This window comes from Nitrosovibrio sp. Nv4 (assembly GCF_900215485.1).
Classification (GTDB): Bacteria; Pseudomonadota; Gammaproteobacteria; order Burkholderiales; family Nitrosomonadaceae; genus Nitrosospira.
The window spans coordinates 1,312,408-1,339,234 of the sequence record NZ_OCMZ01000002.1 but is presented as its reverse complement, the minus strand read 5'-3'; the positions used below and the strand labels follow the sequence as shown (position 1 = coordinate 1,339,234).

Here is a 26,827-nt window from a genome sequence, read left to right as displayed (position 1 = left end):
GTCCAGTTGGGTTCAGTTGGATTTAGTTGGATGTAGGCAGCGGCATATCCAGGTGTACACTTCGTTTATTTTTATAGAGGCAATTCATACCCGAGGTTGAATATGACTTTGAACGCACGAAAAACTATAACACCCGTCCAGTTCGCTTCTGAAAATCCCCAATTACGTGTGATGCCTAAACAGCTTTTTCCACGAAACCCTATTCTTGATGGCGATAATGTAGCTGCAAAGCGTGAGGAGATATGCGAATATTTTCATGCCACGCTTGATCGCTACGAACAGCTCTTCGAGACATTGCGCAGCGATGAAGCCTATTTCAAAAAACCGATCCCGTTGCGTCACCCGCTGATTTTCTACCTGGGGCACACGTCGACTTTCTTTACGAACAAACTGCTGCTGGCGGGACTGATTACTGAACGAATCAACCCGAAAATGGAATCCATGTTCGCCGTGGGCGTTGATGAAATGAGCTGGGATGACCTGAATACCACCCATTACGATTGGCCTTCGGTTGCAGAGGTGCAGGCCTACCGCAATACAGTACGCGACATTGTTAACCGGATTATCGAGGAAACGCCGCTCACTTTGCCGATTGGCTGGGATAGTCCCTGGTGGACTATCATGATGGGCATCGAGCATGAGCGCATCCATCTTGAGACGTCATCCGTCCTCATCCGGCAACACGCGCTGGAATATGTCATTCCTCATCCCGCATGGGAACCTTATCGTAAATCCGGACCGGCGCCCGAAAATCAGTTGATCGATGTACCAGATGGCGTCGTGCGTCTAGGTAAGGATAAAACCGATCCCATTTACGGATGGGACAATGAGTATGGCGCTCATATCGCCGAAGTTGGGGCCTTTCAGGCCGGCAAATTTCTGGTGAGCAACCGGGAGTTTCTTGATTTTGTCGAGGCAAATGGTTATGGCACAGAGACATTATGGGAAGAGGAGGGATGCGCATGGCAACGCCATGTTGGCGCGGAACACCCCACCTTCTGGGTTCGACAAGGCGCCGAGTGGCGATTGCGATTAATGACCAAAGAAATACCGATGCCCTGGGATTGGCCGGTCGAGGTGAATTATCACGAAGCCAAGGCCTTCTGCAACTGGAAAGCCATAGCGAGCGGTCAACCATGCAGATTGCCAACGGAAGACGAGTGGTATCGACTGTATGACGTAGCCGGGTTGTCCGAAGTGCCGCATCTCGAACCGGCGGCAGCGAATATCCATCTTGATCATTGCGCCTCCAGCCATCCGGTAAATGAATTTCCTCAGGGGGATTTCTACGACGTCGTCGGCAACGTGTGGCAGTGGACCGAAACGCCGATCTATCCTTTTGAAGGTTTTGAAATTCATCCGCATTATGATGACTTTACCACGCCGACCTTTGATGGTCGCCATAATCTCATGAAGGGGGGTTCCTGGATTTCATGCGGCAATGAATCGATGAAGAGCGCACGCTATGCATTTCGGCGTCATTTCTTTCAGCATGCCGGGTTTCGCTACGTGGTTGCGGCTGCTCCTGCCGTTCAGCATGGTTCCCACTATGAAACGGACAAGTCGCTCTCGGAATATGCCGAATTCCATTATGGTGATACCTACTTCAGCGTGCCAAACTTTCCGAAGGCACTGGCTGAGCTGGCTATTGCAGCAATGGACGGAAGACCCGCACACAAGGCCCTTGACCTCGGTTGCGCCTCGGGGCGTGCGACCTTCGAACTGGCACGGCATTTTGACGATGTGACCGGAATCGATTTTTCCGCTCGCTTCATAGGCCAGGGCGTCCAGCTTGCGGAGCAGGGAGTACTGCGCTACACATTAACGGATGAGGGTGATCTCGTTTTTTATAGAGAGCGGACGCTGGCTGGGCTGGGCCTGGATAAGGTCAAGGATAAGGTAACGTTTTATCAGGGTGATGCCTGTAATCTCAAGCCTCTGTTTACCGGCTATGACCTTATCCTTGCCGCCAACCTCATCGATCGTCTTTATGACCCAGCCAAACTACTCACAGCTATTCACACACGGCTCAACCCCGGCGGCCTCTTGCTGATTGCTTCGCCATATACCTGGCTTGAGGAACATACCAAGCGGGAAGCATGGGTGGGTGGATTCAAGCGCGATGGCGAGAGCTTTGGAACGCTCGATGGCCTGAAAGAGATCCTGGGCAGCCATTTCAAACTGGTCCAGGGTCCGACGGAAGTGCCATTCGTTATTCGAGAAACCCGGCGGAAATTCCAGCACACGCTTTCGGAAGTAACGATCTGGGAAAGAGTGGCTTGAGTGCGGGCCATGTTTTGAACCACGGCTTCGATCGCGAAATCGATCGTGCCCATACCGCCAGTCTGAAATATGACGCGCGCCAAAGCATGTTCGGCGCAGCGGGGGTTACTCCGTTATGGGTAGCGGATATGGATTTTGCCGCACCGCCAGCGGTGACTCAGGCACTGTCACGGCGCGCCGCCCATCCCGTGTACGGCTATACCGTCTATCCTGATAGCCTGTATGAATCATTGGCAACCTGGTTGAAGCGGCGTCATAGCTGGAACATACACCGGGATTGGATCATGATGTGCCCTGGCGTGGTGCCTTCGCTACACGCGGCTGTCATGACATTCGCCGAGCCAGGCGAAGCTGTCATTGTGCAACCGCCCGTGTATTTCCCCTTTTTTTCGGCTGTCACCAGTACCGGCAGACAACTGGTGCATAATCCGTTGCGCCTGAGGAACAGTCGTTATGACATCGATTATGATCATCTGGAGCGATGTGCAGAAGGAGCCCGTCTGTTATTGCTATGTTCCCCCCATAACCCTGTCGGCAGGGTATGGCGCAAACAGGAACTGAAACGAATCCTGCAAATTGCCGAGAAATACGGCCTGGCGATATTTTCGGATGAGATCCACGCAGATCTGCTCTATCCTGGAAACCGGCATCACGTGCTTTCGATGCTCGCGGAAGCATCGGCCGGAAACAGGGCTAACGTCGTAACCGCCGTTGCGCCCAGTAAGACATTCAACATTCCCGGGCTGAATCTTTCCGTTCTCATCGTACCTAATCCCGAGTATCGAGAAAAGCTTAGCCAGACATTCGACATGATGCACGTCAGCGCATCCAATCCTTTCAGTATCGTCGCTTTCGAGGCCGCCTATCGGGAAGGCGAGGCCTGGCTGGATGAGTTGCAGGTTTATCTGCAGAAAACGCATGATGTTGTCGCGGAGTATCTTGCAGCGCATCTTCCGGAAATTCGCCTCATCAAACCGGAAGGTACTTATCTGCTCTGGCTTGATTGTCATACGCTCATGACCTTGTTACGGATAAATGACATGCAACTAAGGCATTTTTTCGTACATGAAGCTGGTGTGGGCATGAGTCCAGGCACTCTATTCGGCGCGGCGGGAAGCGGCTTCATGCGCATGAATATTGGCGCGCCACGTCACGTCATTGAAACGGCCCTCGAAAATATCAGAAAAGCAGTGTATCGGGCCAAGCATGGAAGCGAGTACGGCTCAGGAAACTTCTGAACGAACCCCAGGTTACCGGCAGAGGTATTGTCCATGGAGCTTGTTCAAAAGTTTCGCCGCACGCCCCGGCGCATGATCATTCCTTTCTATCCCGCAGAATTTGGCAGGAGCTGCATTGCTCCACCGGCAAAGGTCAATTGGGAGTGCCGCCCACCAGCATATCGGTGCAATGGAAGCAACCGTTGGGGTTCATGCGTGGCCCCGACCTGACATTCACTGCGTTCCTGGCGGTCTGGTCACTCCTTTCTTCAGGTAGATGAGGCAGGAAGCCTCACTGCTTCGCCAGACTATTGCCCTCTTGATTGTTCAGTCAAGTTTTGTTTCGGATCCTTGCTTTGCCGACCGTATTTAGCGACATGCCATGAATGCAGCAGTACATGCCCATAGCGGCTGGATCGCAGTTTCCCTTACCATTTGCATCTGGACGGGCTTTATTCTTGTTACACGGCACGCCGGCGCAGGCATGCTGACAAGCTGGGATATCACGTTGCTGCGTTTCGGCGTAGGCGCGTTAATTGCTATCTTTTTCCTGCCGCGGATACTGCTGCCGCCACTCAAGGTCATCGTGCTATTCTCATTGTTTGGCGGTATAGGTTATGCCATTGCCGTATATGCCGCTTTTCGGATGTCGCCCGCCGCGCATGCTTCGGTGCTGTTGCCCGGAGCACTCCCATTCTTGACAGCGATTATTGCGTGGATCTGGCTTGGCCACAAACCGGTAAGGCAGCGCCGAATCGCACTGCTTGTTGTCTTTGCGGGCATCGTGTTAACTGCCGCTGACTCAATTTCACGCGGTCCTCAACTCACCCGCATGCAAATTCTAGGCGACCTGCTTTTTCTTTGCGGCTCATCGTCGTGGGCAGTGTTTACGCTGTTGCTCGGCCGTTATCCGGTACCGCCCCTTGCCGCAACGGTAGCTACCACGCTGGGCAGCGCGATAGTTTATCTGCCCATCTGGTGGTTGTTTCTGCCTAGTACGCTCGGCCAGGCGACCAAAAGCGAAATTGCCGTTCAGGCCGTATATCAGGGTGTGCTAGTGGTGTTCGTCGCAATGTTGCTCTATACCTTCTCGGTGCGCCGTCTTGGATCCCAAACCGTCGCCTTGCTGATGGCTTTTGTGCCGGTCATATCGGCGCTCGCCGCTGTGCCACTTCTGGGCGAGCCGCTGTCTTTACTGACACTGGCGGGACTGAGTGCAGTAACCGTCGGCGCTGTTCTCGGTGTTCGGGCAGATCGCGGCGCCGGGATCAGCGCCTGAATGCGAGTAACATAACATTAAACCTAAATCCGGTAGTTGAGCGGGGTGGAGTGTATGGTTTTTGGGGTGCAGGGCAAGGCGCAATGACGCGGAATGGTCATTCCATTCCAAGGAGTTGTAACGCAGCCATGTGCCGCAAAAACCGTGCAATCCACCCCGTAGCGGACTCACCTAAAAGTTGAAGGTCAAGTGATACAAAAAGTCTTTTTGGATCATAACCCTAAGCTCGAAAATGAGCGGTCAACTGCCGGATTTAGGTTCAATAGGGCATAATGTGTCCGCCGCCTGACTTCGTGAAAACGCTCCCCCTGCGGATTATGGAATGCAGTGGAGCGAGCTGGACATCATGGAATCACTAAAATAAGGAGGGCGGAAAAATGGCTGAATCGGCATTCGGTAAAGAGTGAGAAGGCGTCGTTATCCATTCGCGAGGAAAGGCTACACGACGTGGCCACAATTCAGCTATGTTTAGATGGCAATATTTCTGACACCCTGCTCCGATTCACCATGCCAAAACCCGGACTTTCCCCAACTTCTTCAACAGGCATTCTGCCTGGCATGCCGTCGACAGCCCTTCCTTCCGTCTGGGTAGCCCAAGTCGAATCACAGCTCCTGGATGAAGAGAAGGTGCTGACGTGGCTCGAAACCGATCTCGATACCCAACTATATTTTTCAGCTGGGCTTGTGGTTGTTACCAATAAACGATTGTTGGCTACGGCAGAGAAGGACTTGACCTGGCAGGGCTGGCCCTACCGGCCAGGGCTTACGCTTGCGCGTTATGATCACGCCGGGATAGGCAGCATCGAGCTTCTGGACGAGGATTCATTACTCGCTGCCTGGCATTATACATTGGGTAGCAGTGCGGCTGCCGGTCGTCTGGTTGAGCAATTTACGCAACAGCTCAACTACCGGCTCACCGGAGAACAGCCTCCGCCGCCCGCTCAGGCGCGATGCCCCAAATGTCAGAGAGTACTTGATGTGCCCCTATTGCCGGGCGAGGAAGAATGCGCAGCGTGCAGAGAGGAGAGTCAGATCCCGCCATCGACCTGGACACTCTTTCGCTTGTGGCGTTTTGCCAAACCCTACAAATTGCGGCTGCTCACTGGTTTCCTGCTGACGTTGGGCAGTACTGCTGCTGCGATGGTGCCCCCCTATATGACCATGCCGCTGATGGATAATGTGCTGATTCCCTATCAGAATGGTAAGCCCATCGACGTTGACCTGGTCGTATTCTATCTGACCGGACTGCTTGGCGCCGCGATTCTGGCATGGATGCTTAGCTGGACGCGAACCTATATGTTGGCGCTGGTTTCTGAACGTATCGGTGCCGATCTTCGCACTGCCGCCTACGAACATCTTCTCAAACTCTCGCATGCCTATTTCGGTGGAAAACGGACAGGCGACCTGATGGCGAGAATTGGTTCGGAAACCGATCGCCTTAACATGTTCTTATCGCTACACCTGCTTGATTTCGCTACTGATGTGCTGATGATCGGCATGACGGTCGTCATCCTGGTTTCGATCGATCCCTGGCTTGCGGTAGTGACGCTTGTGCCGCTCCCCATCATCGGCTGGCTGATCCACATGGTGCGGGACAGATTACGCACCGGATTTGAAAAGGTTGATCGTGCCTGGGCTGAGGTCACCAGCGTGCTTGCCGACACCATTCCCGGCGTACGCGTTGTCAAGGCATTTGCGCAGGAGAAGCGCGAGGCTACACGCTTCCGCGCCGCTAACGAGCGCAATCGGGAGGTCAACGATCGGGTCAACAAGGTCTGGTCGTTGTTTACCCCCACCGTTACCCTGCTTACCGAGATCGGGCTGCTCGTGGTGTGGATTTTCGGTATCTGGCAAGTATCCAGAGACGAAATCACGGTTGGCGTACTGACTGCCTTCCTCGCCTATATCAGCCGTTTCTACATGCGGCTCGATTCGATGAGCCGCATTGTCTCGTTTACCCAGAAGGCCGCGGCTGGCACCAAACGGATCTTTGAAATACTCGATCACGTTTCCAGCGTTCCGGAGCCCGCACATCCGGCGCATTTGCCCGTCGTTGAAGGCCGCATCCAGTTATGCGATGTAGGGTTTCGTTATGGCACCCGCAGTGTGACACGCGACATCAATATCAACATCGAGCCGGGCGAGATGGTCGGCCTGGTTGGGCATAGCGGGTCAGGCAAGAGCACGATTGTCAACCTGATCTGCCGCTTTTACGATGTTACTGAAGGCGCGATCTTGCTGGATGGAGTGGATATTCGCACCCTGCCGGTAGCTGAATACCGCAAGCACATTGGTCTCGTGCTTCAGGAGCCCTTCCTGTTTTTCGGGACCATTGCCGAGAATATTGCTTACGGTAAACCCGACGCGAACCGGGAGGAGATTGTTGCCGCAGCCCGCGCTGCCCATGCCCATGAGTTTATTCTGCGCTTGACGCACGGCTACGACTCCCTGGTTGGCGAGCGGGGACAGGCACTATCGGGAGGTGAGCGGCAACGCATATCGATAGCTCGCGCACTGCTGATTGACCCGCGCATTTTGATTCTTGATGAGGCCACTTCCTCTGTTGACACGACCACCGAGAAAGAAATACAGAAAGCGCTCGAAAATCTGGTACGGGGCCGAACGACTATCGCAATTGCCCACCGTCTTTCCACTCTGCGCGATGCGAATCGGCTGATTGTGCTCGACCGTGGCAGTATTGTCGAGGTAGGCAATCACGCTGAATTGATGGGGCGTGAAGGTCATTATTACCGCCTCTATCAGGCGCAGGCACGCAACGTCGACATCGAGGGTGATTTGCGCAGGCCCGAGGTCGAACGCAAGGTTGAGGAGGGCCGCGAATGACTGATAAAACACCTTATCGGCTGAGCCGTGATGCTTTCGGACGTCTGGTGTATACGGGACCAGATGGCGAGACGGAAGTAGGCATAGTCCCGGTGCGCGCGTTTCCGATAACCGCCCCGGATCATGGCCTGGCGTTAATCGATCCGAATGGTCATGAACTGGTCTGGATCGACCGGCTGGATGATGTACCCCGGGATATGCGTGAACTTGTCGAAGCTGAGCTCGCCAGCCGCGAGTTCATGCCTGAAATCAGCCGCATTCAAGACGTTTCGAATTATGCTACGCCTAGCACCTGGTATGTTGAAACGAACCGTGGCAAGACAGCCTTCATTCTCAAGGGGGAGGAGTACATTCGCCGGCTTACCCCGCCTGCTCTGCTGATTACTGACAGCCATGGCATTCACTTCCTGATTCGCGACCGTTATGCACTCGATCATCACAGCCGAAGGATTCTAGACCGCTTTCTTTAGAACGGCCTGCCGAAGTGCTGTGTAGTTCGAGAAATCCGCCAAAAACAGAAAAACCTTCCGTGCCACGTGCGACTCAGGACGTCTGGATAATTGTCGCTGATTAGCGACACAGGATAGTCATATTCCATCAACGTTTAGTAGCAACGTGAAAACAGGTGTCGGTTAAAGGCGACATTAATACTTATTTTCCCGCGTCAACTCATTGTTCGGCCGCTTTATTTAATTTGGCATGATTTATGCTTTGATCTTTTTCGCGTGCCGATCCCTGCCGGACAATAGGGACAATAATGGATCACGCGAAAATACAAGCCCGATTCGCAGGTTTTCCAATTTGAAACATCAGTCATGCGTGAAATTTAATTCCTCATCCGTCAAATCGACGTATGGTAGAACGGCTGCCAATACGACTGCACCAGCCAATCAATAAACCTGGTCAATCAACAGAGAAGCCCGCTGTACCGCGCAGTCGGCTTGAGTGTGAGTGAGAGCCTGCCATATGGATGATCAAGGGTCTGAAACCGTTCTTCCGGGGTCTGTTGTGGCGTTTACGTTCAACAGAATTAATCTGCCGAACGGTAAACCGATTCTCCCCGCTCGCGTTAGTCCAGCTTTAACTTACTCCGTGCGAGAATCTATGCTGGCTTATGCGAATACAACCACTGACTCGACGAACCCAGACCCGAATAGTAGAGATATAAAATTTATTGAGATTCGCCACCTCAACGGCCCGAATATGTGGACTTGCCGCCCCGTCCTCGAGGCGGTTGTCGATATCGGCGAGCTTGAAGACCTTCCATCCGATATGATCCCCGGCTTTTATGAGTGCCTGTCTTCCTGGCTTCCGTCGCTGGTTGAGCATCGTTGCAGCTATGGAGAGCGCGGCGGTTTCCTGCGGCGGCTCAAGGAGGGTACCTGGACGGGCCACATTCTCGAACATGTCACGCTTGAGTTGCAAAATCTTGCCGGCATGCCCGGCGGCTTTGGCAGAGCTCGTGAAACGTCGCTGCGCGGCGTTTACAAAGTGGTGGTCAGCGCCTGGCATGAGGATATTGCACGTAGCGCCTTGTCCTCGGCCCGTGAACTGGTGCTGGCGGCGATGGGACGCTGGTCCGGTGATGGGCTCTATAATATCAAACAGACCATTGAACGCTTGCGTAACATGGTTGACTCGCTTTGGCTGGGTCCTTCGACCGCCTGTATCGTCCAGGCCGCCGCCGGTCGCAATATCCCCGCTATCCGCCTTCTCACCAAGGGAAACCTCGTTCAGCTCGGCTATGGCATTCGAAGCCACCGTATCTGGACAGCGGAGACGGACCGTACGCCAGCCATTGCGGAAAGTATCTCGCGCGACAAGGATCTGACCAAGACATTGCTTCGGTCCTGCGGGGTTACTGTCCCTGAAGGCCGAACTGTTAATAGTGCGGAAGATGCCTGGGAAGCCGCTCAGGACATTGGGTTGCCAGTCGTCATCAAACCCTGCGACGGCAACCATGGACGCGGCGTTTTTATTGAGCTAAGCAAGCGCGAAGAAGTCGAGTCCGCATATCACGTGGCTCTGGAAGAGGGTGATGGCGTATTGATCGAACGTTATGTTCCGGGTACGGAACATCGCTTGCTGGTGGTTGGCGGCAGTCTCGTTGCCGCAAGCCGCGGTGATTCAGTCTCGGTTACCTGCGACGGCAAATCAACTATTGGCGAACTGATCCGCCATCAGATCAATTCAGATCCCCGGCGCGGGGCATCCGAAGACCATCCTCTGAATCCTGTCAGCGTAGATGGTATAACCATTATGGAAGTTGTCCGTCAGGGCTTTACCATCAATTCGGTGCCACCGGCCGGCCTGGAAGTTCTGATTCAGCGTAACGGCAATCATGCTTTCGATGTCACTGACGAAGTGCATCCTAGCATCGCTGCGGCTGCTTCCCTTGCAGCGCGCATTATCGGACTGGATATTGCGGGCATTGACCTCGTGGCCAGGGATATCTCGCGCCCGCTTGCCGAACAGGGTGGGGCGATCGTTGAAGTCAATGCGGGCCCCGGGTTGCTGATGCACATCAAGCCTGCCATTGGCACCCCTCGACCTGTAGGCGAAGCTATCGTAAATCATCTCTTTCCGAACCACGACGATGGTCGTATTCCGATTGTAGGCATCACTGGCAGCTACGGAAAAACCACGGTGGCGCATCTCGTCGCCCAACTACTGGCGTTATCCGGCAAGCACACTGGCCTGGCGTGCAGCGATGGCTTCTATCTCGACCAGAGGCAGGTCTATAAGGGCGATCACGCCAAATGGAAGGCAACCAACGACATTCTGATGAATCGCTCGGTTGAAGCCGCTGTTTTTGAAAATGGGGGCGATACCATGCTGAGTGAGGGATTGGCCTACGATGGTTGTCAGGTTGGCGTCGTAACCAATATCGAGCTATCGCGTCATTATGGGCAGTATATCGAAACGCCCAAACAGGTTTTCGATATACTGCGTACCCAGGTGGATGTAGTGTTGCCTGCAGGCGCAGCAGTGCTGAATGCCAGGGAGGCAATGCTGGTCGAAATGGCTGCGCTATGCAATGGTGAAATCATTTACTTCAGTCTCGATCCTGACTTGCCGGTAATAAAAGAGCATTGCTTGCGCGGTACGGCGGGTATAAACGGCGCGAAGGGCAAACGGGCAGTGATGGTTCGCGATGGCGAAATTCTCCTTGTTTCCGGTTCCAGCGAACTGCCGTTGAGTAAATTGACTGATGTTCCGCTTACCGGAGGCGGGCATGCGATCCATGCTGTCGAGAACGTTCTCGCAGCGGTGGGTGCCGCCTGGGCACTTGGTATCGAACCGACTCTCATACGTGCGGGAATCGAAAATTTTTCGGTATTTAGCATGACGTGAAAACCAAATTAGTAACACCTCCGGTACAAGAAACATCAGGAGAACTTTCGATGAAAGTATCACGTATCCGCGCATTGCGCGGTCCCAATTTATGGAACCGGCACACAGCGATAGAAGCGATTGTTTGCTGTGGCACAACGGAATTTCCCGCAAGGGAAAATCCGGGTTTCCTGGGCCGTTTGCGCGAACGATTCCCTCAAATCAATTTGCTCCAGCCGGCATTCCATCCTGAAGCCGGGACCATGGCCCATGCACTGGAACGCGTTGCGCTCGGTCTGCAAATACAGGCCGGCTGCCCGGTGACCTTCAGTAAGACTGTTCACACGCTGGAAGCCGGCACTTATCAGGTTGTTGTAGAGTACAGCGAAGAGGACGTAGGCAGGCTGGCCATCGATCTCGCGCAAGCATTATGCCAGGCGGCTGCCGACAGCACCTCCTTCGATCTGGACGATGCGGTGAACCGCCTCCGCGAACTGGATGAGGAAATACGGCTTGGGCCGAGTACGAGTGCAGTCGTCCGCGCAGCCGCTGCACGCGGGATTCCCTTCCGCAGGCTGACTGATGGCAGTTTGGTACAGTTTGGTTGGGGTAGTCGTCAGCGTCGTATTCAAGCTGCGGAAACCTGCCTGACCAGCTTCGTGGCGGAGTCCATTGCGCAGGATAAGGAGCTGACCAGAACGTTGCTGAATGCTGCGGGTATTCCCATCGCCCCCGGCAGGCAGGTAGCGAACGCGGAGGACGCGTGGACTGCGACCTGCGAAATAGGCGCACCTGTTGTCGTTAAGCCGCAGGATGGCAATCAGGGCAGGGGAGTTGGCGTAAACCTCATGAGCCGCGAGCAGGTGGAAACCGCTTATGCAGCGGCGGCTGAGATCAGCGGTAAAGTCCTGGTTGAACGTTACATTCCGGGGCACGACTACCGCATTTTGGTGATCGGCAATAAAGTGATTGCCGCGGCACGCCGCGACCCGCCCCAGGTTATTGGCGACGGCACACACAACGTAGGTCAGCTGGTGGATCGGATCAATAGCGACCCGCGGCGCGGAGAGGGTCACGCCAATGCACTTACAAAAATACATTTCGACGAAATTGCCCATGCCCATCTGGCAATCCAGGGTTTGACGGCGGAATCCATACCGTCTCAAGGGGCACGCGTGCTGCTGCGCAGTAACGCCAATCTTTCCACTGGCGGAACGGCTACCGACGTTACCGACGATGTTCATCCCGAGTTCGCTGCACGCATGGAAGCTGCCGCACAAATGATCGGCCTGGACATCTGTGGGGTCGATGTGGTGTGCGATACCGTATCGAAACCATTGGAAGGGCAGGGCGCCGTTATCGAAATCAATGCCGCACCGGGTCTCCGCATGCATTTGCAGCCTTCGTTCGGCAAAGGGCGGGCGGTGGGAGAGGCAATTATCGCCAGCATGTTCAAAAAGGGCGATGACGCACGCATTCCGCTCGTGGCGGTGACAGGTACCAATGGCAAGACTACCACTGTTCGCCTTATCGCCAATATCCTTGATTGCCAGGGCATGCGTGTGGGCATGACCAGTACCGATGGCGTTTATATTGATGGGCAGCGCATTGATACAGGCGACTGCAGTGGGCCCAAGAGTGCAAAAAAAGTTCTCCTCCACCCCGATGTCGATGCCGCGGTATTAGAGACCGCTCGAGGTGGCCTGTTGCGCGAGGGTCTGGGCTTCGATCGCTGCGATGTCGCGGTGGTGACCAACATCGGCATGGGCGACCACCTCGGTCTCTCATACATCAACACCGTGGAGGAGTTGACCGCCGTCAAACGCATCGTCGTTCAAAATGTTACACCTGGTACCGGTATCGCCGTACTGAACGCGGCCGATCCTTTCGTGGCCGGCATGGCTGCTCATTGCCCTGGCAAGGTAACCTTTTTCGCCCGCGATCCGGATAATCCGGTAATAGCGAGGCACCGGGCGCAAAACAAGCGCGTCGTCTATGTCGATGAAGATGCCATTGTCGCTTCAGAGGCTGGCATTGAATACCGCATACCACTGTCTGGAATTCCCGTTACCCAAAATGGTGCTATTGCATTCCAGATTGAAAACGCGATGGCTGCGACGGGAGCGGGCTGGGCGCTTGGCCTTGATTGGGAGATCATACGCGCAGGTCTTGCCAATTTTGTCAGCGACACCCTAACCGCGCCAGGCCGTTTCAATCTCTTCAGTCACCGTGGCGCTACCCTTATTGCGGATTACGGTCATAACGCGGACGCAATCCGGGCGCTTGTGCGTGCCATCGACAAGATGCCAGCCAAGCGGCGTTCCGTGGTTATCAGTGGCGCTGGGGACCGTCGCGATGAGGATATTCGCCAGCAGACTGAAATCCTTGGCGATGCTTTCGACGAGGTAGTGCTTTATCAGGATCAGTGCCAGCGGGGCCGTGCCGATGGAGAAGTGCTTGGTCTGTTGCGGCAGGGACTGGAACATGCGAAACGCACTCGCGATGTCAAAGAGATCCGAGGCGAGTTTGGAGCTATCGATGCCGCTTTTGCCAACCTGAAAGACGGAGAGTTATGCCTCATTCTCATCGATCAAGTGGAAGAAGCGCTGGGGCACATTACCAAACGTGTGGTTGCCGGCTAGGCCGCCGGGTATCAGGCCTTCGTGATTTTTGGAGTCACGTTGTGCAGCCGACATCGGATATGGTCAAAATTTCAGGATGCGGATAATAAAATTGAGTGTCATAGCGAATAAATTTACCGGCTTGCTATAGTCATCTACTTGACCATCATTTACTTGTCCATCCATAGCGTCACTTTCTTCAGCATGCATAACGTCACCTCCCTTGTGTTCCATTAACAGGAAAACCATTAAAACTATCCGGCATATCGCAGGTTGCAATCCGTCAAAGTTAGCCCTAAACTGAAACGGCATCCGGACTTGGCTATACGCCGGGTTCGTGCGATGCTTCTTTGCTGCTTAACTTCCCAGAAGGAGAAAAACCATGGCAGGAGACAGCGTTTATCGAATAACGGAGATAATAGGCACCAGCAAGACATCCTGGGAGGATGCCGCCAAAAATGCTGTTGAGACTGCGTCAAAGAGCTTGAGGGATTTGAGGGTTGCGGAAATAGTAAAGCTTGATATGGTGATTGAAGATGGTAAGGTGGCTGCGTATCGCGCGCGAGTCAATCTGTCTTTCAAGTATGAGGCCGACAAATAGACAGGGAACCCGAATGAGCCTTCGCCTGATCGAAAAGAAGCCGAAGCCCACTCAGGAGTATCCGACACAAAAAAAAAGGCGCATAAGCGCCTTTTTTGTTTCCTTGCTTTCGTGCGATTAAACTACCGCCTACATGGGCTACACGGCCGCGGTCGCTTCTTCCTCAAACTGAAGCTCCACCTTGTTATCTGCACCGATATCCACCGTCACTTTGCCGCCGTTCGCCAGCCGCCCGAACAGTAGCTCATCCGCTAAGGCGCTGCGAATGGTATCCTGAATGAGACGGGCCATGGGACGCGCGCCCATGAGAGGATCAACGCCGTTCCTGGCAAGGTATCCTCTCAACGCCTCGGTGAATATCGCATCCACTTTCTTCTCCTGCAATTGAGCTTCAAGTTGCATCAGGAATTTATCCACCACACGCAGAATTACCTCGCTGTCCAGAGACGCGAACGAAATGATCGCGTCCAGCCGGTTGCGGAATTCGGGCGTAAACATGCGCTTGATGTCCGCCATCTCGTCACCCGCCTGCGCCGCCTTCGTGAAGCCCATGGTGGCCTTGCTGAGTGCTTCCGCGCCTGCGTTCGTCGTCATGATAATCACTACGTTGCGGAAGTCCGCCTTGCGGCCGTTATTATCGGTCAAGGTGCCATGATCCATCACTTGCAGCAGGATATTGAAGATATCGGGGTGCGCCTTTTCAATTTCATCCAGCAGCAGCACAGAATATGGCTGCTTGATGATGGCCTCGGTAAGCAAACCGCCCTGATCGAAACCCACATATCCAGGCGGTGCGCCGATCAGGCGCGAAACAGCATGCCGCTCCATGTATTCAGACATGTCGAACCGGTGCAAATGAATGCCTAATGCATAAGCAAGCTGCCGCGCCACCTCGGTTTTGCCAACGCCGGTGGGACCGGAAAACAGGAATGAGCCGACTGGTTTCTGCGGATTGCCCAAACCGCTTCTCGCCATCTTGATTGCGGCCGTCAGCGCGTTGATGGCCTTGTCCTGGCCGAACACTACCGCTTTCAAATCGCGGTCCAGCGTCTTCAACGTGTTGCGATCATCGCTGGAAACATTTTGCGCTGGAATGCGCGCAATCTTGGCAATAATGCCCTCGATCTCATGTTTGCTGATTATCTTGCGCTGTTTCGATTTAGGGAGGATGCGCTGCGCTGCGCCGGCCTCGTCTATCACATCTATCGCCTTGTCGGGCAAATGCCGGTCATTAATGAAGCGCGCCGACAATTCCGCCGCAGTGGTGAGCGCAACCGCCGTGTATTTGACGCCATGGTGCGCCTCGTAGCGGGCTTTCAGGCCGCGCAGGATGGATACGGTTTCTTCCACGCTTGGCTCAAGCACATCGATTTTCTGGAAGCGACGCGATAGCGCGTGATCTTTTTCAAAGATTCCCCGGTATTCGCTATAAGTCGTGGCGCCAATGCATTTCAATTGGCCGGTATTAAGTATCGGTTTCAGGAGATTGGAGGCGTCCAGCGTACCGCCGGAAGCAGCGCCCGCACCGATCAATGTGTGAATCTCATCAATGAACAGAATGGAGTTGGCGCTCTCAAGCAATTGTTTGAGCACCGCCTTCAGTCGCTGCTCGAAGTCACCACGGTATTTGGTACCCGCTAACAGTGCGCCCATATCCAGGGCATAAACCTGGTGGTGGGCAAGCACTTCGGGAACATCATTTTCGATAATGCGCCGTGCCAATCCCTCGGCGATAGCGGTTTTGCCGACACCAGCTTCACCGACAAGCAAGGGATTATTCTTGCGGCGGCGGCATAGCGTCTGTATCAGGCGTTCCAATTCACGTTCACGCCCGATCAATGGATCGATCTTGCCCGCAAGCGCTTGCGAGTTGAGATTTACCGCGTAACTTTCCAATGCGCCGCCCGCATTCATCTCCTGCTCGGTATCGCCTTCGCTATCGGTTTTGGCGGTACTGCCCTGCGGTACTTTACTGATCCCGTGAGAGATATAATTCACCACATCGAGTCTGGTTACGCCCTTCTGATGAAGAAAATAAACCGCGTGTGAATCTTTTTCGCCAAATATCGCTACCAGTACATTGGCGCCGGTGACTTCTTTTTTTCCGGAAGACTGAACATGCAGAATCGCTCGCTGGATCACCCGCTGAAAACCCAAAGTAGGCTGCGTGTCCACTTCGCCGCTGCCACCCACTGTAGGCGTATTTTCCGTAACATGCTCTGTCAGCAACCGCCGCAAATCATCCATATCGACGGAACAGGCGCGCAGTACCTCTGCGGCAGTCGGATTGTCGAGCAGAGCCAGTAGCAAGTGCTCGACCGTAATGAATTCGTGGCGCTTCTGCCTCGATTCCACGAATGCCATATGTAAACTTACTTCTAGCTCTTGAGCAATCATTTTCAGGTCTCCTCCATCACGCACCTTAGCGGATGTTGATGCTGCCTCGCAAATGCGACCACCTGTTCAACCTTGGTGGTAGCCACATCGTTGGGATAAACTCCACATATTCCCGCTCCATCCATATGTACTTTGAGCATGATTTGCGTTGCCTGTTCTCGATTCTTGGAAAAAAAAATCTGTAACACGGCCACCACGAAATCCATAGGGGTGAAATCATCATTCAGCAAGATCACCTTGAACATTGGCGGTGGCTTGAGTTTACTCTTTTTGGCCTCCAGTACAACATCTCCATGATTTCCTGCCTTCATCTCTCCTGTCTCGCTGTTCATCAGTTAGAGCGCAAACGCAACCGGACCAGCCTCTGCACATTCAGTCCATTTCCATTACTTAATATTTGATGATTACGTCGAATTATTCAAGTACCTTTAGAAAATTATTCTGTTGCATTTCTGTAAAATAACTGCGCACGCTACTTGACTTGGACACCGGATTTGCGTAAAACAGCTCTTGGCGTTTGGCTTCAAGTTCTCTGCAGTACCGGTTACAGCCGTTTGCGGTCTTGAAACTCAAACAGTGTTCGGGTTTCCGGCCCGTTTTTTCATATAGGAAGCAATAATGGCAACTGGTACAGTAAAATGGTTCAATGACTCAAAAGGTTTTGGTTTCATTACCCCCGATGACGGCAGTGAAGATTTATTCGCTCACTTCTCCGCTATCAATATGTCCGGATTCAAAACTCTCAAAGAAGGTCAAAAAGTGAGCTTTGAAGTTACTCAAGGTCCCAAGGGCAAACAGGCATCAAACATTCAGTCTGCTTAACGATTCCATTCTGGCACGGCTAGCCGTGGTCAGACTGTAATCCTATTACAGAATTATACACACCCCTTGCCGGAAAGTCGGCAAGGGGTTTTTTCGTTTTTTCATGCAGAAATCAAGCAGGCATATGTTCGATCAGTGCCTGACCGAATGCCGAACATGAGACCTTCTGCGCGTGGGGCATCTGCCGTGCAAAGTCATAAGTCACGATTTTGTCCTGGATCGTTTTTTCCATAGCACTGGTAATCAGCTCGGCAGCCTCTATCCAGCCCATGTGTCGCAGCATCATCTCTGCCGACAGAATGATCGATCCCGGATTAACCTGATCCTTGCCCGCGTATTTTGGCGCAGTACCGTGGGTTGCCTCGAAAATTGCAATCGAATCGCTGAGGTTTGCGCCGGGCGCTATCCCGATACCACCAACTTGCGCCGCCAAGGCGTCGGAAATGTAGTCACCGTTCAGATTCAGCGTGGCAATCACGTCGTATTCCTCGGGACGCAACAAGATCTGTTGCAGGAAAGCGTCAGCGATCACATCCTTGATGATGACCCCTCCCTTGTCTTCGGGCAACTTCATCCAGGGACCACCATCAAGCATGCCAGCTCCAAATTCTCGGGCAGCCAGTTCGTAGCCCCAGTTTTTGAATGCACCCTCGGTAAATTTCATGATATTGCCCTTGTGCACCAGGGTGACCGAGCGGCGATTATTCTCTATAGCGTACTGTATGGCCTTGCGTACCAGACGCTCAGTACCCTCTCTGGATACGGGCTTGATACCGATTCCCGATGTTTGCGGGAAGCGTATCTTCGTGACGCCCATATCCGTCGTTAAAAAATTAATGATCTTTCTTGCATTCACCGACTCGGCTTCCCACTCGATCCCGGCATAAATGTCTTCGGAGTTCTCGCGAAAAATCACCATATCGGTTTTTTCCGGATTTTTTACCGGACTTGGCACTCCCTGAAAATAGCGGACCGGCCGCAGACATACGTACAAATCCAACTCCTGACGTAAAGCCACGTTGATGGATCGAATACCTCCGCCCACCGGGGTAGTTAGCGGGCCCTTGATGGAGACAACATATTCCCGTGCCGCCTGCAGTGTTTCATCGGGCAGCCAGACGTTTTCACCGTAAACGCGAGTGGCTTTCTCGCCGGCATAAATTTCCATCCAGAAAATCTTGCGTTTGCCGCCATAAGCCAGTTCGACCGCGGAATCCACCACTTTCTTCATGACGGGCGTAATGTCCACGCCAATACCATCACCTTCGATACAGGGGATAACGGGGTTATCCGGCACACTCAGGGAAAAATCTGCATTTACGCGGATTTTTGTTCCTTCGGCTGGTATGCTGATGTGCTGGTACATGGTATCTCCCGAGAGTTGTCAAGCGAATAAGAATCACTGGCGGCGAAGCTGCCGATTATACGATAAGATTCGTTCCTGCATTCGTTTGCGCTCCTCGGCACTCGTTTACTCTCAATTAATTACGTAACGGCAAACTGCACAGAATCATGATCTGGAAACCCAATGTCACGGTTGCAGCGGTCGTCGAGAAGGGCGGGCAATATCTGCTGGTTGAGGAACAAACCAGCAGCGGTATACTGTTCAACCAGCCAGCGGGCCATCTGGAACCAGGCGAATCCATTATCAGTGCCGCCATTCGGGAAACTCTGGAAGAAACGGGCTACACTTTTGTCCCGCAATCAGTGCTAGGCATTTATCACTGGCACTCCCTGGCCGAGAACGTTACCTTTATCCGCTTTGCTTTTACCGGTTCTGTCGTCGATCATGATCCGGATAGAGCGCTGGATACGGGCATAGTGCGCGCCGGATGGTTTGGCGTCGAGGAAATCCGACAGATGACCTATTGCCACCGGAGTCCGCTGGTGATGAGATGTATCGAAGATCATCTGGCGGGCAAACACTATTCTCTGGAAATTCTTACTCATTACGATTAAAAGATGAGCAATTCGGAATCATGAACAAAGCACGAGTAGTAGTCGGCATGTCCGGCGGGGTCGATTCATCCGTCGCGGCATTACTGCTGAAGCAGCAAGGGTTCGAAGTAATCGGCCTCTTCATGAAGAATTGGGAAGACGATGATACCGACGAATACTGCTCTTCCCGGCAGGACCTGCTTGATGCGGCATCCGTTTCGGATATTATTGGAATTCCCCTGGAAGCGGTAAATTTCTCGGCTGAGTATAAGGATCGCGTGTTCAGCCACTTCCTCGCCGAGTATAAAGCCGGACGTACTCCGAATCCGGATGTGCTATGCAACGCCGAGATCAAGTTCAAGGCATTTCTCGACCATGCAGCCGGGCTCGGCGCCGACCATATTGCAACCGGTCATTATGCCCAGGTACGCGAAACGAACGGAATATTCCAGTTACTGAAAGGCGAAGATGGAAGCAAGGATCAGAGCTACTTTCTCTATCGTTTGAACCAGGCACAGCTGTCCAAAACCTTGTTTCCCATTGGCCATCTTTACAAACGCGATGTGCGCAAGATCGCCAGGGACTATGGATTGCCGAATTTTTCCAAGAAAGACAGCACTGGAATCTGTTTTATCGGGGAGCGGCCCTTCAGGGAGTTCCTCAATCGTTACTTGCCGAATGAGCCAGGGGAGATACAGACCGCAACTGGCGCTGTCATGGGCAGGCATGACGGCCTGATGTACTACACTATTGGCCAGCGGCAGGGGCTGGGCATCGGCGGAACAAGAGAAGGTGATGGCGAACCCTGGTTCGTTTCAAACAAGGACGTCGCACGAAATATTCTGGTCGTAGTGCAAGGCCATGATCATCCCGATCTATTCAGACCTTCGCTCACCGCAGCCGATCTGACTTGGATAAGTGGACAAACCCCTCAATGCAACTGGGTTTATGCCGCCAAGATCCGTTATCGTCAAACGGATGCTCCCTGCGCGATTGCGTATGTCGACCACAGCAAATGCAAAATCGAATTCGCGCAACCGCAGTGGGCGGTGACACCAGGACAATCCGTGGTTGTGTACGAGAGTAAGGTGTGTCTGGGCGGGGGGGTTATTACTAATGAGTATCAGGATCTCTGAATAGGTTCTCCGCGGCGCGGTCGGCGCCAGCTGAGTCATCACGAGTAGATGGGCCATGTCCCATCTACTTTACATTCGCATGATTGCCTGCTCGATCAGCCCCGAGGCACCGTTTCGATAAATGGCGTCCGTTTCTCCAACCTGTCGGAAAGATCGGCAAGATTAGGAAAGGTGTTGCGCCATTCGATTTCAGGAAAGCGAAAAGCCAGGTAACCGAGCGAGCACCCCAACGCGATGTCGGCCAGCGTATAAATGTTGGCGTCGCACCATTTCTTATCGCTTAACTCGTGGGCAGCCGCTTCCAGACCCCTGGTAACTTTTTTTTGCTGCCGCGCAATCCATTCCGGGCTTTGGCTCGCTTCAGGGCGTTTGCGTTCGAGGAACATCGCTGCGGCAGCGTCGCAAATACCGTCTGCCAGTGCTTCCCAACGCTTTACCATGATGCGCCGGCGGTTGGATTCGGGAATGAGCCGGGATACGGGATTGATATTGTCGAGATATTCGACGATCACGCGCGAATCAAACAGGCTGGTTCCGTCGTCCATAATCAATATCGGCACCTTTCCCAGCGGGTTGTAATCCGGTACATGGCTATCCGCATCCCAGGGAGCTTCCAGTTCAAAATTGTAACCGATGTGCTTTTCCGCCAGAACGATGCGCGTTTTGCGCACATAAGGACTAGTGAGCGATCCGATAAGCTTCATGGCCGACCTTGGGGGAATTATCAGGTAGCATTATATCGGCTTTCCGCGTGACAGTGCACGGTCCGGACGATGCGGCGGATGCCCTGCCTATGTTAGAATGGCTCCCGCCGGTGAACAGCCTGGAATCGGAATATGAATTCATCTTTTCTCACCGCACTCTCCCCTCTGGATGGACGTTATAGCGCCAAGGTCGCCGCCTTGAGGCCTTACTTCAGCGAATTTGCGCTGATTCGATACCGTGTTCATCTGGAAATAGAATGGCTCAAGGCCTTGAGCAATGCAGCGGGTGTGGCTGAGGCGCTGCCATTCTCTATCGCCACCATTGCTCAACTCGACAGCCTTGCGGCAAATTTTTCCGAGGCCGATGCGGAAGCGGTCAAGCTCATCGAGGCACGGACCAACCATGACGTAAAGGCCGTCGAATATTGGCTCAGAGAGCGTCTGACGGGCAATGTCGAAGCCGCCAGGATTACGCAGTTCATCCATTTTGCATGCACTTCGGAAGATATCAACAATCTTTCTCATGGATTGATGCTGATGCACAGCCGCAACAGTGTCATGCTGCCGGCGCTGGATAAAATCATCAGCAAACTTATCCGGATGGCCCATGAATTGGCAGATATCCCCATGCTTGCCCGCACCCACGGTCAACCGGCAACACCCACTACCGTCGGCAAGGAATTTGCGAATTTCGCTTATCGCCTGTCGCGGACGCGTGAACAGCTGGCTGGAGTTGCCGTTCTCGGAAAAATCAACGGCGCCGTGGGTAACTACAACGCCCATTTAGCTGCTTATCCCGCGTTTGACTGGGAAAAATTTGCGCTTGGTTTCGTTGAAAAACTCGGCCTCAAATTCAACCCCTACACTACCCAGATCGAACCGCACGATGCAATGGCAGAGCTGTTCGATGCATATGCCCGCGTTAACACCATACTGCTGGATTTTAACCGCGACGTGTGGGGATATATCTCTTTAGCCTACTTCAAGCAAAAAACTGGAAAAGATGAAATCGGTTCATCAACCATGCCACACAAGGTCAACCCGATAGATTTCGAGAATTCGGAAGGAAACCTCGGCATTGCCAATGCACTGTTGCGGCATTTGAGCGAGAAGTTGCCTGTATCCCGCTGGCAGCGTGATTTGACCGACTCCACCGTGCTTCGCAATATGGGGGTGGCATTAGGGCACACCCTGCTGGCCTATGACTCCTGCAGCAGAGGGCTGAACAAACTGGAAGTAAGTCCGGAACGTTTGGCGTCGGATTTGCAGAATGCCTGGGAAGTTCTGGCGGAGCCGATTCAGACAGTGATGCGACGTTATGGCATTCCTGATTCCTATGAGCAGTTGAAGGAATTGACCCGCGGCAAAGGCGGCATCACTCAGGATACGCTTCACAAGTTTATTGACAACCTTGCATGCCCGGAAAGCGAAAGAACCCGCTTGCGTGAAATGATGCCGCAGAATTATATTGGCGCCGCCGCCGCGCTGGCCCGAAAAATCGGGGTTGAAAACAACTAACTGAAGCTGTTGCATTTTTTTCATTGGATCCTTCACGTGTCAATGGGATGCCCGGACCACGTTTATAGCGATGGCGCCGCACCGTCTCGACACTTCCATTCAATGTCTTCAAGGTAAACAACCTGCTCTATCCGCAATGATCTCTGCCGGAACTTGAAATTGGAAAACCCGTCCCGATATAGTCATGAACCGAAATTAGGAGAAGCCCATGACAGATGTAAACCGACCTAAACCAGATCAGCCTGAACAGACAGCAGCAACGAATGAAACAGGCGCGCCCCCATCCAAGGACAACGAGACAGCGGAATCGGCGGTGGAATCGATGCCGAGCCTGGAACAATTATTGAAAAAAGCTGAACTCGACGCTGAGGAGCATTATGACGCCTGGCTGCGCGCCAAGGCGGACGCGGAAAACATAAGAAAGCGTGCGCAGATTGACATTGCCAACGCTCACAAATATGCAATCGAGAATTTTTCCACTGAGCTGCTGGCGGTAATGGATAGCCTGGAAGCGGCGCTGGCGGTGGAAAATGCGACCGTGGAGAATTTTAAAAGCGGAATGGAACTTACGCTCAAACAGCTTACGGCCGTTTTCGAAAAATTCAATATCAAGCTGATCAATCCGCAGGGCGCGAAATTCGATCCGCATCTGCATCAGGCAATGTCTACGGTAGACTCCGATCTCGCTCCCAACACCGTCGTGCAAGTTATGCAGAAAGGTTATGTACTCAACGACCGCGTGATTCGACCGGCACTGGTGATGGTTTCCAAGGCTAAAGAGACTTGAAATTCCAACCTTGACCCCCATTTGCGGGACAGACGGATATTTCGCGCAGTCGAATATCAATACTAACTACTAACAAGGATCAAATCATGGCAAAAATTATTGGCATTGACCTCGGCACCACCAATTCATGTGTGGCCGTCATGGAGAACGGCAAGCCCAAGGTAATAGAGAACTCGGAGGGGGCGCGTACGACGCCTTCCATTGTCGCCTACACGGAAGACGGTGAAATTCTGGTGGGCGCATCCGCCAAACGTCAAGCGGTCACTAACCCCAAAAATACTCTGTTTGCGGTGAAACGTCTGATCGGACGTCGTTTCAATGAGGAGATGGTGCAGCGGGATATCAAAATGGTGCCCTACAACATCATCAAGGCCGAGAACAACGATGCCTGGATAGAAGTGCGCGGCAAGAAAATTGCCCCACCGGAAATTTCTGCACAAGTGCTGATAAAAATGAAAAAAACCGCCGAGGATTATCTGGGTGAGCCAGTGACCGAAGCCGTCATTACCGTTCCCGCCTATTTTAACGACTCCCAGCGGCAGGCGACCAAGGACGCAGGACGCATAGCCGGCCTGGAAGTCAAGCGCATCATCAACGAGCCGACTGCGGCGGCCCTGGCTTTCGGCATGGATAAAAAAGAAGGCGATAGGAAGGTGGCGGTATATGACCTTGGCGGCGGCACGTTCGATATTTCCATTATCGAAATCGCGGAAGTGGAGGGTGAGCACCAGTTCGAAGTATTGGCCACCAATGGCGACACTTTTCTCGGTGGCGAGGATTTCGACTCACGCGTAATCGAATATCTTGTGGATGAGTTCAAAAAAGAAAACGGCATAGACCTGAAAAAAGATATGCTCGCTCTGCAACGGCTAAAAGATTCGGCGGAAAAAGCCAAAATCGAACTTTCTTCCAGCCAGCAGACCGAGGTCAACCTGCCCTACATTACGGCCGATGCCTCGGGTCCCAAACATCTGGCGGTGAGAATTACCCGTGCCAAACTGGAAAGCCTCGTGGAAGAGCTGATAGAGCGAACTGTCGAGCCTTGCCGCATTGCAATTAAAGATGCCGGCGTGAAAATATCGGACATTGAGGACATCATTCTGGTGGGCGGACAAACCCGTATGCCCAAGGTGCAGGATAAGGTCAGGGAGATTTTCGGCAAGGAACCGCGCAAGGACGTCAATCCGGACGAAGCGGTTGCGGTCGGCGCTGCCATTCAGGGCGGTGTGCTGCAGGGCGCAGTGAAGGACGTGCTGTTGCTGGACGTTACTCCGTTATCGCTGGGTATCGAGACGCTTGGCGGCGTAATGACCAAACTGATCCAGAAAAACACCACCATTCCCACCAAGGCGCAGCAGGTATTTTCGACTGCGGAGGAAAACCAGACCGCGGTGACGATTCATGTGCTGCAAGGTGAGCGGGAGATGGCCTCCGGTAACAAGAGTCTGGGTCAATTCAATCTGAGCGACATTCCGCCCGCGCCACGCGGCATGCCGCAAATCGAGGTGGCATTCGACATTGACTCCAATGGCATACTGCACGTATCGGCCAAAGACAAGGCTACCGGCAAGGAAAATAAAATCAAGATTCAGGCAAGCTCCGGTTTGTCGGATGAAGAGGTGCAGCGCATGGTCAAGGATGCCGAGGCGCATGCCGAGGAGGACCACAAAACGGTAGAGCTTGTCACCGTCCGCAATCAGTGCGATGCGATGATTCATTCGGTGAGAAAAACATTGAAGGAGCATGGCGAAAAATTGGACGACGATGAAAAGTCCAAAATAGAAGGTGCGCTGAAGGATGCGGAAGAAGCATTGAAATCCGATAGCAAGGACGTCATCGAGGCCAAAACTCAAGCACTGGCCGAGGTGTCGCATAAACTGGCGGAGAAGATGTATTCCCAGGAGCAGGCCCAGCAGGCCCAGCCCGGCGCAGAGTCCGGCCAGCAGGGCGGCGGCGAAAAACCCGTGGAAGGCGAAGTAGTGGATGCCGAGTTTGAGGAAGTAAAGAACAAGAAGTAAGCAGGGGCGCACCAAAGCTGAAGCGCAGAGATGCGGAGAAGAGGTTGAACGTCTTCGGTGCATCCTGCGTTTTGGCGTTCATTGGAGAAGCAAGCATCGAGCGTTGAATGATCCTCTACGCTTCCAATTTTCAAGAAAACCTATATGAGCAAACGCGATTACTATGAAGTGCTGGGCATTGACCGCGACAGCAGCGAAGAGGACATAAAAAAAGCCTATCGCAGGCTTGCGATGAAACACCATCCAGACCGAAATCCGGATAATCCCAAATCGGAGGATCACTTCAAGGAAGCAAAAGAAGCTTACGAAATACTTGCAGATCCGAAGAAGCGGGCCGCGTATGACCAGCACGGACATGCCGGCGTGGATCCGAACATGGCAGGAGCAGGCGCCCAAGGGTTTGCCGACGCATTTGGCGACATATTCGGTGACCTCTTCGGTGGGCGCGGAGGACACGCAAATGTTTATCGTGGCGCGGATCTACGCTATAACCTGGAAATTTCGCTGGAACATGCCGCACGCGGAACGGAAACCAAGATCCGTATTCCCACCATGGATACGTGCGGAACCTGCCATGGCAGCGGGGCAAAACCTGGCACTTCGCCGGTCATGTGTCCTACTTGTAACGGCCATGGACAGGTAAGAATGCAGCAGGGGTTTTTCTCCATTCAACAAACGTGCCCCAAATGCCATGGCAGCGGCAAATTTATCTCGAGTCCCTGTATTACATGCGGCGGCGCGGGAAGAGTCAAACACCATAAGACCCTGGCGGTAAAAATTCCCGCCGGGGTGGATGAAGGTGACCGCATCCGTTTATCCGGAGAAGGCGAGGCAGGCGTCAACAATGGCCCCCCTGGGGATTTGTATGTTGTCATCCATCTGTCGCCTCACGCGGTCTTTCAGCGCGATCACAACGACTTGCACTGCGAAATGCCTGTAAGTTTCACCACCGCCGCGCTGGGGGGGGAAATCGAAATCCCCACGCTTGAGGGCCATGCCAAAATCAGGATACCGCCGGAAACCCAGAGCGGGAAAATATTCCGTCTCCGTGGGAAGGGCATCAAGGGCGTGCGCAGCAATGCTCAAGGCGATTTATTGTGTCATGTGGTCGTGGAGACACCGGTCAAACTCACCGCCCGCCAGAAGGAATTGTTGCAGGAATTGGAGGCACTCAATCAGGAAGACGGTTCCCGTCATAGCCCCCGCGCCAAGTCCTGGATGGACAAGGTGCGGGAATTCTTTGCGGAGTAAGTCTTGTTCCGGCAGTTGCGGTAATTGCAGCCGGTAGCAACTTGAAGTTGATTTGGAAGACCGTATCACTTCATATCG

20 protein-coding genes are annotated in these 26,827 nt (G+C 53.4%); 15 read left to right on the top strand and 5 right to left on the bottom strand.

Annotation, left to right across the window (positions count from 1 at the left end):
- Positions 1 to 171 precede the first annotated feature (171 nt).
- From ovoA to cphA (CRO05_RS14410), 7 genes are all read left to right on the top strand, one after another.
- Positions 172 to 2,283, top strand: a complete 2,112-nt coding sequence (ovoA, locus tag CRO05_RS14440) for a 5-histidylcysteine sulfoxide synthase (RefSeq protein ID WP_235001456.1) — start codon at positions 172 to 174, stop codon at positions 2,281 to 2,283.
- Positions 2,280 to 3,521 (top strand): MalY/PatB family protein, encoded by a 1,242-nt coding sequence (locus tag CRO05_RS14435; RefSeq protein ID WP_369831628.1) that lies wholly within the window; start codon positions 2,280 to 2,282, stop codon positions 3,519 to 3,521. Before ovoA ends, CRO05_RS14435 begins: the two co-directional genes overlap by 4 nt.
- Positions 3,522 to 3,882: 361 nt before the next feature.
- Positions 3,883 to 4,779 carry a DMT family transporter gene (locus tag CRO05_RS14430; RefSeq protein ID WP_097067796.1) on the top strand — a complete coding sequence of 299 codons (897 nt, stop codon included), beginning with the start codon at positions 3,883 to 3,885 and terminating at the stop codon, positions 4,777 to 4,779.
- 558 nt (positions 4,780 to 5,337) lie between these two features.
- The gene (locus tag CRO05_RS14425) at positions 5,338 to 7,623 is read left to right on the top strand and encodes an ABC transporter ATP-binding protein (protein WP_235001483.1); all 2,286 of its coding nucleotides are present in this window, start codon (positions 5,338 to 5,340) and stop codon (positions 7,621 to 7,623) included.
- On the top strand, positions 7,620 to 8,093 hold the full coding sequence (locus CRO05_RS14420; protein ID WP_097067794.1) for a DUF1854 domain-containing protein: 474 nt from the start codon (positions 7,620 to 7,622) through the stop codon (positions 8,091 to 8,093). The genes CRO05_RS14425 and CRO05_RS14420 overlap by 4 nt, the downstream gene beginning before the upstream one ends.
- 634 nt (positions 8,094 to 8,727) lie before the next feature.
- Positions 8,728 to 10,977, top strand: a complete 2,250-nt coding sequence (cphA, locus tag CRO05_RS14415; protein WP_097067793.1) for a cyanophycin synthetase — start codon at positions 8,728 to 8,730, stop codon at positions 10,975 to 10,977.
- Positions 10,978 to 11,027: 50 nt separating this feature from the next.
- Entirely contained in the window at positions 11,028 to 13,598 is a 2,571-nt protein-coding gene (gene cphA / locus CRO05_RS14410) for a cyanophycin synthetase (RefSeq protein ID WP_097067792.1), read from the top strand.
- Between the two features lie 63 nt (positions 13,599 to 13,661).
- Here cphA (CRO05_RS14410) and CRO05_RS16060 read toward each other — a convergent pair whose 3' ends face one another.
- Positions 13,662 to 13,787, bottom strand: a complete 126-nt coding sequence (locus CRO05_RS16060; protein ID WP_255405927.1) for a hypothetical protein — start codon at positions 13,785 to 13,787, stop codon at positions 13,662 to 13,664.
- 172 nt (positions 13,788 to 13,959) lie between these two features.
- On the opposite strand from CRO05_RS16060, the gene CRO05_RS14400 reads away from it, so the two are divergent.
- Positions 13,960 to 14,178 (top strand): dodecin family protein, encoded by a 219-nt coding sequence (locus CRO05_RS14400; RefSeq protein ID WP_090879385.1) that lies wholly within the window; start codon positions 13,960 to 13,962, stop codon positions 14,176 to 14,178.
- A gap of 138 nt (positions 14,179 to 14,316) precedes the next feature.
- On the opposite strand, the gene clpA is transcribed toward CRO05_RS14400, so the two are convergent.
- A complete protein-coding gene (clpA, locus tag CRO05_RS14395) occupies positions 14,317 to 16,575 on the bottom strand; it encodes an ATP-dependent Clp protease ATP-binding subunit ClpA (protein ID WP_097067790.1) in 2,259 nt (752 codons plus the stop codon).
- A 2-nt stretch (positions 16,576 to 16,577) separates the two neighbouring features.
- The gene (gene clpS / locus CRO05_RS14390) at positions 16,578 to 16,886 is read right to left on the bottom strand and encodes an ATP-dependent Clp protease adapter ClpS (protein ID WP_097067789.1); all 309 of its coding nucleotides are present in this window, start codon (positions 16,884 to 16,886) and stop codon (positions 16,578 to 16,580) included.
- Positions 16,887 to 17,193: 307 nt separating this feature from the next.
- On the opposite strand from clpS, the gene CRO05_RS14385 reads away from it, so the two are divergent.
- Positions 17,194 to 17,397, top strand: coding sequence for a cold-shock protein (locus CRO05_RS14385; protein WP_004174375.1), 204 nt, complete (start codon positions 17,194 to 17,196; stop codon positions 17,395 to 17,397).
- A gap of 112 nt (positions 17,398 to 17,509) precedes the next feature.
- On the opposite strand, the gene icd is transcribed toward CRO05_RS14385, so the two are convergent.
- A complete protein-coding gene (gene icd, locus CRO05_RS14380; protein WP_097067788.1) occupies positions 17,510 to 18,763 on the bottom strand; it encodes an NADP-dependent isocitrate dehydrogenase in 1,254 nt (417 codons plus the stop codon).
- 146 nt (positions 18,764 to 18,909) lie between these two features.
- Between icd and CRO05_RS14375 the strand changes: the two genes are divergently transcribed.
- Together CRO05_RS14375 and mnmA are read left to right on the top strand one after the other, a co-directional pair.
- Positions 18,910 to 19,356, top strand: coding sequence for an NUDIX hydrolase (locus tag CRO05_RS14375; RefSeq protein WP_097067787.1), 447 nt, complete (start codon positions 18,910 to 18,912; stop codon positions 19,354 to 19,356).
- Between the two features lie 20 nt (positions 19,357 to 19,376).
- On the top strand, positions 19,377 to 20,471 hold the full coding sequence (gene mnmA, locus CRO05_RS14370) for a tRNA 2-thiouridine(34) synthase MnmA (RefSeq protein WP_097067786.1): 1,095 nt from the start codon (positions 19,377 to 19,379) through the stop codon (positions 20,469 to 20,471).
- Positions 20,472 to 20,566: 95 nt separating this feature from the next.
- Here mnmA and CRO05_RS14365 read toward each other — a convergent pair whose 3' ends face one another.
- Positions 20,567 to 21,175, bottom strand: a complete 609-nt coding sequence (locus tag CRO05_RS14365) for a glutathione S-transferase (RefSeq protein ID WP_097067785.1) — start codon at positions 21,173 to 21,175, stop codon at positions 20,567 to 20,569.
- 132 nt (positions 21,176 to 21,307) lie between these two features.
- Here CRO05_RS14365 and purB point away from each other — a divergent pair, with 132 nt between their 5' ends.
- From purB to dnaJ, 4 genes are all read left to right on the top strand, one after another.
- Entirely contained in the window at positions 21,308 to 22,693 is a 1,386-nt protein-coding gene (gene purB / locus CRO05_RS14360) for an adenylosuccinate lyase (RefSeq protein ID WP_097067784.1), read from the top strand.
- 208 nt (positions 22,694 to 22,901) lie between these two features.
- Positions 22,902 to 23,480, top strand: a complete 579-nt coding sequence (gene grpE / locus CRO05_RS14355) for a nucleotide exchange factor GrpE (RefSeq protein WP_097067783.1) — start codon at positions 22,902 to 22,904, stop codon at positions 23,478 to 23,480.
- Positions 23,481 to 23,566: 86 nt separating this feature from the next.
- Complete coding sequence (gene dnaK / locus CRO05_RS14350) at positions 23,567 to 25,498, top strand: molecular chaperone DnaK (RefSeq protein WP_097067782.1); 1,932 nt, start codon at positions 23,567 to 23,569, stop codon at positions 25,496 to 25,498.
- Positions 25,499 to 25,642: 144 nt separating this feature from the next.
- Positions 25,643 to 26,749 carry a molecular chaperone DnaJ gene (gene dnaJ / locus CRO05_RS14345; protein ID WP_097067781.1) on the top strand — a complete coding sequence of 369 codons (1,107 nt, stop codon included), beginning with the start codon at positions 25,643 to 25,645 and terminating at the stop codon, positions 26,747 to 26,749.
- Positions 26,750 to 26,827 lie beyond the last annotated feature (78 nt).